Annotated in this window: 12 protein-coding genes; 7 read left to right on the plus strand and 5 right to left on the minus strand. The window is 71.0% G+C overall.

The genetic code is table 11. The annotated features are described in order from the left end of the window. The first annotated feature begins 2 nt into the window (after positions 1-2). Positions 3-1,151: an Rv2231c family pyridoxal phosphate-dependent protein CobC gene (gene cobC / locus OKJ99_RS15925; protein WP_407700710.1), complete on the plus strand. Its 1,149-nt coding sequence runs from the start codon at positions 3-5 to the stop codon at positions 1,149-1,151. An 18-nt stretch (positions 1,152-1,169) separates the two neighbouring features. On the opposite strand, the gene OKJ99_RS15930 is transcribed toward cobC, so the two are convergent. Further along, the gene (locus OKJ99_RS15930; protein ID WP_326016867.1) at positions 1,170-2,099 is read right to left on the minus strand and encodes an SCO1860 family LAETG-anchored protein; all 930 of its coding nucleotides are present in this window, start codon (positions 2,097-2,099) and stop codon (positions 1,170-1,172) included. Positions 2,100-2,330: 231 nt separating this feature from the next. Beyond that, positions 2,331-3,425, minus strand: coding sequence for an amidohydrolase family protein (locus OKJ99_RS15935; RefSeq protein ID WP_326016868.1), 1,095 nt, complete (start codon positions 3,423-3,425; stop codon positions 2,331-2,333). Positions 3,426-3,500: 75 nt separating this feature from the next. On the opposite strand from OKJ99_RS15935, the gene OKJ99_RS15940 reads away from it, so the two are divergent. From OKJ99_RS15940 to thpD, 5 genes are all read left to right on the plus strand, one after another. Next, complete coding sequence (locus OKJ99_RS15940) at positions 3,501-4,601, plus strand: pyridoxal-phosphate-dependent aminotransferase family protein (RefSeq protein WP_326016869.1); 1,101 nt, start codon at positions 3,501-3,503, stop codon at positions 4,599-4,601. 399 nt (positions 4,602-5,000) lie between these two features. After that, positions 5,001-5,543 carry a diaminobutyrate acetyltransferase gene (ectA, locus tag OKJ99_RS15945; RefSeq protein ID WP_326016870.1) on the plus strand — a complete coding sequence of 181 codons (543 nt, stop codon included), beginning with the start codon at positions 5,001-5,003 and terminating at the stop codon, positions 5,541-5,543. Positions 5,544-5,608: 65 nt separating this feature from the next. Beyond that, complete coding sequence (ectB, locus tag OKJ99_RS15950; RefSeq protein WP_326016871.1) at positions 5,609-6,880, plus strand: diaminobutyrate--2-oxoglutarate transaminase; 1,272 nt, start codon at positions 5,609-5,611, stop codon at positions 6,878-6,880. A gap of 39 nt (positions 6,881-6,919) precedes the next feature. After that, positions 6,920-7,324, plus strand: coding sequence for an ectoine synthase (locus OKJ99_RS15955; RefSeq protein WP_266721029.1), 405 nt, complete (start codon positions 6,920-6,922; stop codon positions 7,322-7,324). A gap of 5 nt (positions 7,325-7,329) precedes the next feature. Next, positions 7,330-8,226, plus strand: coding sequence for an ectoine hydroxylase (thpD, locus tag OKJ99_RS15960; RefSeq protein WP_326016872.1), 897 nt, complete (start codon positions 7,330-7,332; stop codon positions 8,224-8,226). Between the two features lie 73 nt (positions 8,227-8,299). On the opposite strand, the gene OKJ99_RS15965 is transcribed toward thpD, so the two are convergent. Next, positions 8,300-9,364 carry an alkene reductase gene (locus OKJ99_RS15965; RefSeq protein WP_326016873.1) on the minus strand — a complete coding sequence of 355 codons (1,065 nt, stop codon included), beginning with the start codon at positions 9,362-9,364 and terminating at the stop codon, positions 8,300-8,302. Positions 9,365-9,474: 110 nt separating this feature from the next. Between OKJ99_RS15965 and OKJ99_RS15970 the strand changes: the two genes are divergently transcribed. Then, on the plus strand, positions 9,475-9,969 hold the full coding sequence (locus OKJ99_RS15970) for a MarR family winged helix-turn-helix transcriptional regulator (RefSeq protein WP_326016874.1): 495 nt from the start codon (positions 9,475-9,477) through the stop codon (positions 9,967-9,969). Positions 9,970-9,973: 4 nt separating this feature from the next. Here OKJ99_RS15970 and OKJ99_RS15975 read toward each other — a convergent pair whose 3' ends face one another. After that, complete coding sequence (locus OKJ99_RS15975; RefSeq protein ID WP_326016875.1) at positions 9,974-11,086, minus strand: maleylpyruvate isomerase family mycothiol-dependent enzyme; 1,113 nt, start codon at positions 11,084-11,086, stop codon at positions 9,974-9,976. Continuing rightward, positions 11,086-11,718 carry a sigma-70 family RNA polymerase sigma factor gene (locus tag OKJ99_RS15980; RefSeq protein WP_407700708.1) on the minus strand — a complete coding sequence of 211 codons (633 nt, stop codon included), beginning with the start codon at positions 11,716-11,718 and terminating at the stop codon, positions 11,086-11,088. Before OKJ99_RS15980 ends, OKJ99_RS15975 begins: the two co-directional genes overlap by 1 nt. Positions 11,719-11,727 lie beyond the last annotated feature (9 nt).

The raw sequence follows: 11,727 nt of genomic DNA on the forward strand, positions 1-11,727 counted from the left end.
ATGTGCGCTGCGCGGCCGCCCCCGCCACGACGGATCCGGTCGACGGGCCCGATCTGCGGCACCACGGGGACGCCGAAGTCCGCGACGAGGGCGAGAAGTTGACGGACCTCGCGGTGAACGTGCGCACGGGCACGCCGCCGACCTGGCTGCGGGAACACATCGCCGGGTCCCTGGAAGGGCTCGCGGCGTATCCCGACGGGCGGGCGGCGCGGGCCGCGGTGGCGGCGCACCACGGGGTGCCGGTGGAGCGGGTGCTGCTCACGGCCGGGGCGGCGGAGGCGTTCGTGCTGCTCGCGCGGGCGCTGCGGGTGCGCAGACCCGTCGTCGTGCACCCGCAGTTCACCGAGCCCGAGGCCGCGTTGGAGGATGCCGGGCACGCGGTGGGCCGGGTGCTGTTGCGGGCGGAGGACGGGTTCAGGATCGATCCGGCGCTCGTTCCGTACGACGCCGATCTGGTGGTCGTCGGCAATCCGACGAACCCGACCTCGGTGCTGCACCCGGCGGACGCGCTGACCCGGCTGGCGCGGCCGGGGCGGTTCCTGGTGGTCGACGAGGCGTTCATGGACGCCGTGCCGGGCGAGCGGGAGTCGCTGGCCGGGCGGACGGACGTACCGGGGCTCGTGGTGCTGCGGAGCCTGACGAAGACGTGGGGCCTGGCCGGGTTGCGGGTCGGGTACGTGGTGGCGGAGCCGGAGGTGGTGGCGGCGCTCGAGCGGGCGCAGCCGCTGTGGCCGGTGTCCTCCCCCGCACTCGTCGCCGCGCAGGCGTGCGTGTCCGCTCGCGGGGTGGCGGAGGCGGCGGAGGCGGCGGTTGCCGTCGCGGCGGACCGGGAGTATCTGGTGGGGCTGCTGCGGGGGTTGGCGTCGTACGGGGTGTCGGTGGCCGGGCCCGCGGAGGGCCCGTTCGTGCTGGTGCGGGTGCCGGACGCGGGGTCCGTGCGGGAGCGGTTGCGGGGGGCCGGGTTCGCGGTGCGGCGGGGGGACACGTTTCCGGGGCTCGGGCGGGACTGGGTCCGGGTCGCCGTCCGGGACCGCGGCACCAGCGACACATTCGCTGCCGCGCTGGCCGGGGTTCTTAAATCAAGCCCCTGCGGCGCTGAGGCCACGGGGCTCCGCCCCGGACCCCGCTCCTCAATCGCCGGAGGGGCTTAAATTTGGTGACCCGAACAGTTACACCCGGTTGCGGCCCCGGCGGGCCATCGCCACCGCGCCGCCGCCCGCGGCGAGCAGCACGATCGCGCCACCCGCGATGTACGGAGTCATATCGTTGCCGCCCGTCTCCGCCAGGTCCTGCTGGTGCGTCTTCTCGACCGGGGCCTCGGCCTGCTCACCCTGCGGCTTCGGAGCCGCGGGCGCCGGCGCCGCCTTCGGCGTCTCGCAGGTGGCCTCCGCGAGTGTGACCTCGCCGTCGACCTCCGCGACGTTGAGGTTCAACGGGTTGACGTGGACCTTGAGTTGGAGGGCGGAGGCCGCCGCCGTGGTGTCCGTCGTGGACCGGTTGGAGAGGCCGAGTGTCACCTCGCCGACCCCGGGGACCTTGATGGACGTCGTGCCGCCGGTCGACAGCGTGATCTTCTTGCCGAGGACGGTGACGCCGCCCAGCAGGTTCGACTCGGCGACCGGCTTCTCGCCCGCCACGCACAGCGCCCTGGACGTGACCTGGTCGACCTCGATGAGGGAGAGCAGCGGAAGGCCGGGGACGTGCACCTTGGCCTGGGCGAGCCGTGTGAGCCCTTCCGCCTTTCCGCCCTCGACCGTGGCCTTCGTCCGCGCCACGTCCGCGCGCAGCACGCTGAACGGCTGCCCGCCGTCGACCCCGTCCAACTGGGCGGTCAGCGCGGTCCTGTCGGCGCTCTTGGGCGCCCGCACCTCGTTCAGCGAGACCTTGAGCGGGACGTTCACGGTCTTGTTGAGGAGCGATACGTCGAGTCCGGTGCGGAGCACGACGGCACCGGCCTTGCCGCCGCTGTGTTCGGTGGCGGCGGCCGGGCCCGCGGTCGCGAGCACGGTGGGGCCGAGGGCGAGCGCGGTGGCGGCGGCGGTCGCGGCGAGGCGACGGGCGGGCGTGCGCAGGACGGTGGTCAGGGTGGAGCTGGGCATGCTGGTGGGACCCCCAGAGAGAGCTGAACCGGGACAGGCGCCGGGACGGGACGGTCCCGGCTGGTCATCGTGGAGGGAATCTTTACGCACTGAGAGTGAACGGTCAGCAACCAGGCGTGAGTTCACCCCAACGGGGCGTTTCCGCGCACGTCTTCGAATCTTCAGGCTCGTGCGTTCCCATCCGCCCCACCGATATCGCCCGCGAGTCGCCCGTACGGGGGTAACGCCGCGTCAACCCACCACGTTGCCCCGCAGCACGATCCTGCGCGGCGCCGCCAGCACCCGTACGTCCTCGCGCGGGTCCGCCCCGTAGACCACGAGGTCCGCGGACACGCCCTCCTCCAGGCCGGGGCGGCCGAGCCAGGAGCGCGCGCCCCACGCCGTCGCCGAGAGCGCCTCGACGGGCGGGATGCCGGCCCGTACGAGCTCCTCGACCTCGCCCGCCACCAGGCCGTGCGCGAGGGAGCCGCCCGCGTCCGTGCCGACGTAGACCGGGACCCCGGCGTCGTAGGCGTTGCGGACGGTGTCGTAGCGGCGGTCGTAGAGGCGGCGCATGTGCGCGGACCACTCGGGGAACTTGCCCTCGCCGCCCGCCGCGAGCTGCGGGAACGTGGCGATGTTCACGAGGGTCGGGACGATCGCGACACCGCGCTCCGCGAACAGCGGGATGGTGTCGTCGGTCAGGCCCGTGGCGTGCTCGACGCAGTCGATGCCCGCCTCGACGAGATCGCGCAGGGAGTCCTCCGCGAAGCAGTGGGCCGTGACGCGGGCGCCGAGGCGGTGCGCCTCGGCGATCGCCGCCCCGACCGCGTCGCGCGGCCAGCAGGCGCCGAGGTCGCCCGTCGCCCGGTCGATCCAGTCGCCGACGAGCTTGACCCAGCCGTCGCCGCGGCGTGCCTCCTGGGCGACGTACGCGACGAGCTCGTCCGGCTCGATCTCGTGCGCGAAGTTGCGGATGTAACGGCGGGTGCGGGCGATGTGCCGGCCCGCGCGGATGATGCGCGGCAGATCCTCGCGGTCGTCGACCCAGCGGGTGTCGGAAGGGGAGCCCGCGTCGCGCAGCAGCAGCGTGCCGTGGTCGCGGTCGGTCAGGGCCTGCTTCTCGGCGGTCTCGGCGTCGACGGGGCCGTGCGTGCCGAGCCCGACGTGGCAGTGCGCGTCGACAAGTCCTGGCAGCGCCCAGCCCTCGACCGTGGTGATGTCGGGGCCCGCGGTCCGCGGGCGTTCGTAGGTGATCCGGCCGTCCACCACCCACAGTTCGTCGCGTACGTCGTCGGGCCCGACCAGGACCCGGCCCTTCACGTGCAGCACCCCGCCAATACTCATGCGCGCACCCTACGAGGCGGTGGGTACGCTCGACACCGGCACCCGTACGAACCCGTGAGCGAAGAGAGCACCACCGTGACGCATCCGTTTCTCGACCTGGCCCCGTTGAGCGCCGAGCATTTCGCCTCCATCGAGGACCGTGTCGCTCGACTCATGGACACCTCGCAGGACGTCGTGATCATGCAGGGTGAGGCGCTGCTTCCGCTGGAGGGCGCGATCCGTGCCGCCGCGGGCCCCGGCACGGTGGCGCTGAACGTGATCACCGGCCCGTACGGGCAGACCTTCGGCGACTGGCTGCGCGACTGCGGCGCCACGGTGCACGACCTGGCGGTGCCCTTCCACACGGCCGTCACCGCCGAGCAGGTCGGTCAGGCGCTCGCCGAGCACCCCGAGATCGACTTCGTGTCCCTGGTGCACGCGGAGGCCGCGACCGGCAACACCAACCCGGTCGCCGAGATCGGTGAAGTGGTGCGTGCGCACGGCGCGTTGTTCTACCTGGACGCCGTCGCCTCGATCGCCGCCGAGCCGGTGCTTCCGGACGCGTGGGGCGTGGACCTGTGCGTGATCGGCGCACAGAAGGCGATGGGCGGCCCGGCCGGCGTCTCGGCCGTCTCCGTGAGCGCGCGCGCCTGGGAGCGGATGGCCGCCAACCCGAACGCGCCGCGCCATTCCTATCTCTCGCTCCTCGACTGGAAGCAGCGCTGGGTGGACGGCGGGCGCAAGGCGCTGCTGCACGCGCCGGCGCAGCTGGAGATGCTCGCCCTGGAGGCGTGTGTGGAGCGCATCGAGAGCGAGGACCTGGACGCCCTGATGGCGCGGCACGCATCGGCGGCCGCCGCCACTCGCGCCGGAACGCTCGCGCTGGGCGGTGGACTTGAGCCATACGTCCACGAAGCCCGTGACGCCGCCCCTGTCGCCACTACACTGCGCGCGCCGGCCGGTACGGACGCCCGTGAGCTGGTGGCGAGGGCGCTTGCGGTGGACCCGGTGCTTCCGCTGGTCGCGGGGGGTGGCGCGCTCGCGCAGGAGATGATCCGGGTCAACCACTACGGCCCGCAGGCGACCCGCGGCGTCGTGCAGTCCTCGCTCGCCGCGCTCGGCGGGGCGCTCGCGGAGGCCGGGTTCGAGGTCGATCTGGAAGGGGCGCGAAAGGCGGTCGCGGCCGCCTGGGAATAAGCGCCCCGGCGCACGAACCGGCGCACTCACCTCTAGGCGTCGCCCTTTTCGGGGCGGCGCCTTTGTCTTTATCCAAAAAATATTCAGGCAGAATTATCCCGCATTTTATCAACGCCATCAGGCGAAGCTTCCTGTTCTGCTTCTGCCCGCTTCCTTGCGGCGTAAACACTGAGATTTCATCAACGGGAACCGTCGCAATTCGGACGCGTCTCGTGGCGATTACGACTCTGTGACGTACTCCACACGAATTTAGATACGACCGTTTTGTCCGGGTCAAACTATGACATACCGCCGCGATTTCGTGCGCACGCCCACCCATGCGCGATACCACACAACACCGATTTACGTAACCCCTTCCGCGGGTGCAATCGGGGAAATTGCTCGGTAAATTCAATTTGCATGACCGCCGCACAAGCGCAATTCCTGGAAGTCGCCGCAGTGGCCCCGGTCCCCGACGGACTGAAGATCGACCACCCCGAGGTGGCCGACGGAGCCGCGATCTGGCGTATCGCCCGCGACTCGAAGGTGCTCGACCTCAACTCCTCCTACAGCTACCTGCTGTGGTGTCGCGACTTCGCCGCCACGTCGGTGATCGCCCGCGACGAGAAGGGGGAGGTGGCCGGTTTCATCACCGGTTACGTACGTCCCGACCGACCCGACACCCTCGTGGTGTGGCAGGTCGCCGTGGACGCTGCGCACCGCGGGCGCGGCCTCGCCGCCGCGCTGCTCGACGGGCTGGCCGCGCGAGTGGCGGCGGCGCGTCCGGTCACCATGCTGGAGACCACCATCACGCCCGACAACGCCCCGTCGCAGGCCCTGTTCACCTCGTTCGCCCGCCGGCACCGCGTCGGTGTGGCACGCACCGTGCTGTTCGACGCGGGCCTGTTCCCTGACGAGGGGCACCTGCCCGAGGAGCTGTACCGCATAGGCCCGTCGGCCTGAGCGCGCCCTCGACCCCACTCACCCCGAACCCCCCTCAACTTTCCCTCCCTAGAGGAGTTTTTGCTGTGACCATCACCCAGCCGGACCTGAGCGTCTTCGAGACCCTTGAGTCGGAGGTGCGCAGCTACTGCCGCAGCTGGCCCACCGTCTTCGATCGGGCCCAGGGCAGCCGTATGTACGACGAGGACGGCCACGAGTACCTGGACTTCTTCGCCGGTGCCGGATCGCTCAACTACGGCCACAACAACCCGGTCCTGAAACGCGCCCTGATCGACTACCTGGAGCGCGACAGCGTCGTGCACGGGCTCGACATGTCGACCTCGGCCAAGCGCAACTTCCTGGAGTCCTTCCAGAACATCGTCCTGCGCCCGCGCGACCTGCCCTACAAGGTCATGTTCCCGGGCCCGACGGGCACCAACGCCGTCGAGGCCGCGCTGAAGCTGGCCCGCAAGGTCAAGGGCCGCGAGTCCATCGTGTCCTTCACCAACGCCTTCCACGGCATGTCGCTCGGCGCGCTCGCGGTGACCGGCAACGCGTTCAAGCGCGCGGGCGCCGGCATCCCGCTGGTGCACGGCACGCCGATGCCGTTCGACAACTACCTCGACGGCCAGACGCCCGACTTCATCTGGTTCGAGCGCCTCCTCGAGGACTCAGGATCGGGCCTGAACACCCCGGCCGCCGTGATCGTCGAGACGGTCCAGGGCGAGGGCGGCATCAACGTCGCCCGTGCCGAGTGGCTGCGCAAACTGGCGGATGTCTGCGAACGTTGGGACATGCTCCTGATCGTCGATGACATTCAGATGGGCTGCGGCCGCACCGGTGCCTTCTTCTCCTTCGAGGAGGCGGGCATCACGCCGGACATCGTGACCGTTTCGAAGTCCATCAGTGGGTACGGGCTCCCCATGTCCCTGTGCATGTTCAAGCCGGAGCTCGACATCTGGGAGCCGGGCGAGCACAACGGCACGTTCCGCGGCAACAACCCGGCGTTCGTGACGGCGGCCGCTGCCCTGGAGACGTACTGGACCGACGGCGCGGCCATGGAGAAGCAGACCCTGGAGCGCGGCGAGCAGGTCGACGAGGTGCTCAGCGCGCTGCGCACGGAGTACGCCGACGAGATCGTCGAATACCGCGGCCGCGGCCTGGTCTGGGGCATCGAGTTCCGTGACAAGGACCGGGCCAACAAGGTCGCCAAGCGGGCCTTCGAGCTGGGCCTGCTCATCGAGACCTCCGGCCCCGAGAGCGAGGTCGTCAAGCTGCTTCCGGCGCTGACGATCACGCGCGAAGAGCTGGACGAGGGGCTTCGCACGCTCACCCGAGCCGTGCGCGAGACCGCCTGACCAGCACCACCAAGTTACGAGGAAAGGCAGCAACTCACCGTGATTGTCCGTTCGTTCAAGGAGATAGAGAACACCGACCGACACGTGAAGTCGGCGACCGGCACCTGGGAGAGCAAGCGCATCGTGCTTGCCAAGGAGAAGGTCGGCTTCTCTCTGCACGAGACGATCCTCTACGCGGGGACCGAGACCGACATGTGGTACGCCAACCACATCGAGGCCGTGCTGTGTGTGGAGGGCGAGGCCGAGCTCACCAACCGGGAGACCGGTGAGACGCACTGGATCGAGCCAGGAACGATGTACCTCCTGGACGGCCACGAGAAGCACACCATGCGCCCGAAGACCGACTTCCGCTGCGTCTGCGTGTTCAACCCTCCGGTGACCGGACGGGAGGACCACGACGAGAACGGCGTCTACCCGCTGCTGACAGAGGACGAGGAGGCCTGATCCCGATGACGACCGCACCCGACATCACGGACCTGTACCCGACGCGAGGCGCCTCCGAGGTGGCCACGCCGCGTGTCGACCCGGTCGTCTGGTCGGCGGAGGGAGCGCGAGGGCCGATCCGCCAGTCGGACCTCGCCTCCTTCGAGCGGGACGGCTTCCTCGCCATCGACGAGCTGATCGGCCCGGACGAGATCGGCATCTACCAGGCCGAGTTGAACCGTCTGGTGACCGATCCGACGATGCGCGCCGACGAGCGTTCCATCGTCGAGAAGCAGTCGCAGGAGATCCGCTCGGTCTTCGAGATCCACAAGATCAGCGAGGTCTTCGCCAATCTGGTGCGTGACGAGCGCATCGTGGGGCGGGCCCGTCAGATCCTCGGTTCGGACGTCTACGTCCACCAGTCGCGGATCAACGTCAAGCCCGGTTTCGGGGCACGGGGCTTCTACTGGCACTCGGACTTCGAGACCTGGCACGCCGAGGACGGCCTGCCGAACATGCGGACGGTGTCCGTCTCCATCGCGCTGACGGAGAACTACGACACCAACGGCGGGCTCATGATCATGCCCGGCTCGCACAAGACGTTCCTCGGCTGCGCGGGTGAGACGCCGAAGGACAACTACAAGAAGTCGCTGCAGATGCAGGACGCGGGCCTGCCCTCGGACGAGGCCCTCACCAAGTTCGCCGACGCACACGGCATCCAGCTGTTCACCGGCACGTCCGGCTCGGCGACCTGGTTCGACTGCAACGCCATGCACGGCTCCGGCGACAACATCACCCCGTACCCGCGCTCGAACGTGTTCATCGTGTTCAACAGCGTGGAGAACACGGCGGTGGACCCGTTCGCGGCGCCAGTGCGGCGACCCGAGTTCATCGGGGCGCGCGACTTCACTCCGGTGAAGTGATCCTCGTACGCACATGAGTTGGGGCGGGACCGTCTTCGGTCCCGCCCCAACTGCTGTTAACGGGTTACCTGGTTCATCGGGAGGGGTAGTCCGTGTAGCCCTTCTCCGTGCCGCCGAAGAAGGTCGCCGGGTCCGGGGCGTTGTACGGGCCCTCACTCCCGAGGCGGGCCGGCAGGTCCGGGTTGGCGAGGAAGAGGGCGCCGAAGCTGAGGATGTCGGCGACGCCGTCCTCGACCAGGCCGAGGGACCTGTGGTCGGTCGGGCCCTCGGTGTGCGCGTTGAGCACGAAGGGGCCGCTGAACCGCTTGCGCAGATCGACGGTCACCTCCCGGCTCTGCTCCCCCACCTCCAGTACGTGCAGGTAGGCGAGGCCCAGCGGTTCCAGGGCGTCGACGAGCGCGGTGTAGGTCTCGACCGTGTCGTGGTCCCCCATGGAGTTGTACGGGTTGCCGGGCGAGAGGCGGATGGCGGTGCGCTCGGCGCCGATGGCGTCGGCGACGGCCCGGACGGCCTCCAGGGCGAACCGGATCCGGTTCGCCACGCTGCCGCCCCACTCGTCGGTCCGCAGATTCGTGCCGGGCGACAGGAACTGGTGGATCAAGTAGCCGTTGGCCCCGTGCAGTTCGACGCCGTCGAAGCCCGCCGCCACGGCGCCGCGGGCGGCCTCGGCGAAGTCGGCCACGGTCGCACGGACCTCGTCCGAGGTCAGCTCGCGCGGGGTCGTGAAGTCCTGGAAGCCCTCGTTCGTGAAGGCCTGGCCCACCGGGGCGACGGCGGACGGGGCGACCGGGGCGCCGCCGTCCGGCTGCAGCGACGGGTGGCCGATCCGGCCCGCGTGCATCACCTGGGCGAAGATCTTGCCGCCCGCGGCGTGCACCGCGTCGGTGACCGGGCGCCAGGAATCGATCTGCTCCGCCGTGTGCAGGCCCGGCGTCCAGGCATAGCCCTGGCCCACGGCCGAGGGCTGGATCCCCTCGGTGACGATGAGCCCCGCCGAGGCGCGCTGCGCGTAGTACTCGGCGGTCAGGGCGGTGGCGGTGCCGCCCTCGCCGGCCCGGCTGCGGGTCATGGGGGCCATGGCTATGCGGTTGGCCAGGCGGGTGCCGGGGAGGTCGATGGGGTCGAAAGCGGTGGTCATGGCTACTCCGTTTCGGAAAGATTGGTCGGCCAAGCAATTGCCTCGCCCTCACTGTAACGCATTACTTGGCCGACCAAGGTAATCTTGTGGACAAGCCGAGAGGAGCCCCCATGTCCCCCACCACCGACGACCCCGCCTGTACCGACCAGATCCCGGTCGCCGCCCGCAGCGGCCCCGTCAGCCTGGCCCTCTCCCGCGTCGCCCGGCTGCACCGGATCGCCGCCGGGCAGCGGCTGCGCGGGCTCGGCCTCTATCCGGGGCAGGAGTTCGTGATGATGCACCTGTGGGACAAGGGGCCCGTGCGTCAGTCCGAGCTGATCAAGACGCTCGACCTGGATCCGTCCACGGTCACGAAGATGCTGCAACGCCTGGAGCAGTCCGGGCACGTGCGCCGCACCCCCGACCCGGGCGACCGCCGCGCGTCACTCGTCGAGGCGACGGACCGCAGTTGCGGGCTCCTGGAGGACGTGGCGGGGGTGTGGGGAACGCTGGAGGAGCAGACCCTGGCGGGGCTCTCCGAGCGGGACCGGGCGGAGTTCGCTCGGCTGCTGTCCCTGGTCGAGGGCAATCTGTGTGCGGAGGCCGGGGCGGCTCAGTGCCCGTAAGGGGTCACAGCCAGGCCAGTTGAGCCGCCCGGTTCAGGAGGGTGCGGGCCGCCGTCGGGTCGCCGGTGCCCGGCGGGAGGGTGTCGGGGGCGGTGCGGCCGCCGATGAGGAGGCAGAAGTCGACCGGGTCCAGGGCGATTTCGGCCCTCACCGGCTCGTCCTCGGAACCGAGGACCCACTCCGTGGTGCGGCTCGCGTCCGTGACGGTGAGGGCGACGGGCGGGGCCTTCGGGCCGAGCGCCTGGCCGAGGATCCGCACGGCCAGCCGGACCAGGCGCCACAGATGACCTGCGGGCGGCGGGGGCACGGGGCGGTCCAGGGCGCGGCCGATGTCGTGGCTGTGGATCCACGTCTCGAAGGCGCGGACCAGGAAGTGCTCGGCGACGGGCAGCCGCGCCCCCATCAACGTAGCGGCCTGCGCGGCGAGTTCGGGGTCGGTGGCGGCCGGGGCGGCGAGCAGCTCGGCGGCCCGGTCGCGCCAGACGGCCACGGTGGCGTGCGGGTCACGCGCGCGTTCGTGGGCGATGACGGTGCGGGTGCGGGCCTCCCAGGCGGTGCGCCAGTCGCCGCCGTCGTCCGGCGCGTCGGCGGGCGGTTCGTGGGCGGGCGGTTCGTGGGCCGGCAGCCCCAGGTGGACGGCCAGTGGCTCGTCGGCGGCGATGAGGTGCGCGACCGTGTCACGCACCGTCCAGCCGTGGACCACCTCCGTGGACCATGCGTCGTCCGCCTCGGCGAGCAGCGCCTGGAGGGCGGCGACGGTGGCCGCGTAGGGCTGGGCGTGGGGAGCGGCGGCGGGGGCGGCGCGGGGTACGGGCGGGCGGTGCGCCAGGGCCGCGGCGAGCGGCCCGGTGCCGGTACGGAACGGGTGACCCGCCGCGTCGTCCTGCGGCACGTCTGCCGCCCCGTGCCCGTTCGACCCGTCTCCGTTGGCTCCGTTTCCGTTCGGCCCGTTCAGGGTCCGTACCGTCGCCCTCAGCCGTTCCGCCTCGGCCGCGCACTCCTCGCAGTCCGCCAGATGCGCGGGGACGGCGCGCTGTTCGTCGGCGGGGAGGGCCTGCAGGGCCCAGGCGCCCAGGAGTTCACTCACCGTCGCGTGGTCGCGCGCGTCCGTGGCCATCAGGCACCCCTTTCGTGAGCCTCGTAGCCCGGCTCCGCCGGGTCCGCCAGGGTTTCGGCCAGGCGGTGCAGTGCGGTACGCAGGCGGGTCTTGGCGGTCCCTTCCGGGATGCCGAGTTCCGCCGCCGCCTGACGGTACGTCCGGCCCGCGAAGTACGCCAGATGCACCACCTGACGCTGGGGCAGCGGGAGTTGGGCCAGGGCCGAGTGCAGGAGCAGCGAGCGCTCGCGGTCGACGACCCGCTCGTCGGGCCCCGGGTCGGGGGCCGGGATGGCGTGCAGCGCCGCGTCGTCCGCGGTGACGGCCTTGCGGTGCCGGGCCTCGCTGCGCACCCAGTCGACCGCGCGGCGGTGCGCCAGCATGGTCAGCCAGGTGCGGAGCGAGCCGCGCCGCGCGTCGAAGGCGTAGGGCCGTGCCCACAGATGCGCGAAGACCTCTTGCGCGACGTCGTCCGCCGCGCCCGCCGAGCGTGTGACGCGCACGGCGACACCGCGGACGAGCCCGCTGTACACGTCGTACGCCTCGGAGAGCGCGGCCTCGTCACCGTAGACGAGACGTCGGTGCAGCTCGGCGTCGTCCGCGGCCCGGTCCTTGGGGTCGTACGCATTCGTACGGGCCACCGGCACCACCACCTCGTACTG

The sequence above is a fragment of the Streptomyces endophyticus genome (assembly GCF_035798155.1).
Taxonomy (GTDB): Bacteria; Actinomycetota; Actinomycetes; order Streptomycetales; family Streptomycetaceae; genus Streptomyces; species Streptomyces endophyticus.

Excerpts from the sequence above, each read along its gene's own strand:
- OKJ99_RS15930 (WP_326016867.1), bottom strand. The coding sequence starts at position 2,099 with ATGCCCAGCTCCACCCTGACCACCGTCCTGCGCACGCCCGCCCGTCGC.
- OKJ99_RS15935 (WP_326016868.1), bottom strand. The coding sequence starts at position 3,425 with ATGAGTATTGGCGGGGTGCTGCACGTGAAGGGCCGGGTCCTGGTCGGG.
- ectA (WP_326016870.1), top strand. The coding sequence starts at position 5,001 with ATGACCGCCGCACAAGCGCAATTCCTGGAAGTCGCCGCAGTGGCCCCG.
- thpD (WP_326016872.1), top strand. The coding sequence starts at position 7,330 with ATGACGACCGCACCCGACATCACGGACCTGTACCCGACGCGAGGCGCC.
- OKJ99_RS15965 (WP_326016873.1), bottom strand. The coding sequence starts at position 9,364 with ATGACCACCGCTTTCGACCCCATCGACCTCCCCGGCACCCGCCTGGCC.
- OKJ99_RS15970 (WP_326016874.1), top strand. The coding sequence starts at position 9,475 with ATGTCCCCCACCACCGACGACCCCGCCTGTACCGACCAGATCCCGGTC.
- OKJ99_RS15975 (WP_326016875.1), bottom strand. The coding sequence starts at position 11,086 with ATGGCCACGGACGCGCGCGACCACGCGACGGTGAGTGAACTCCTGGGC.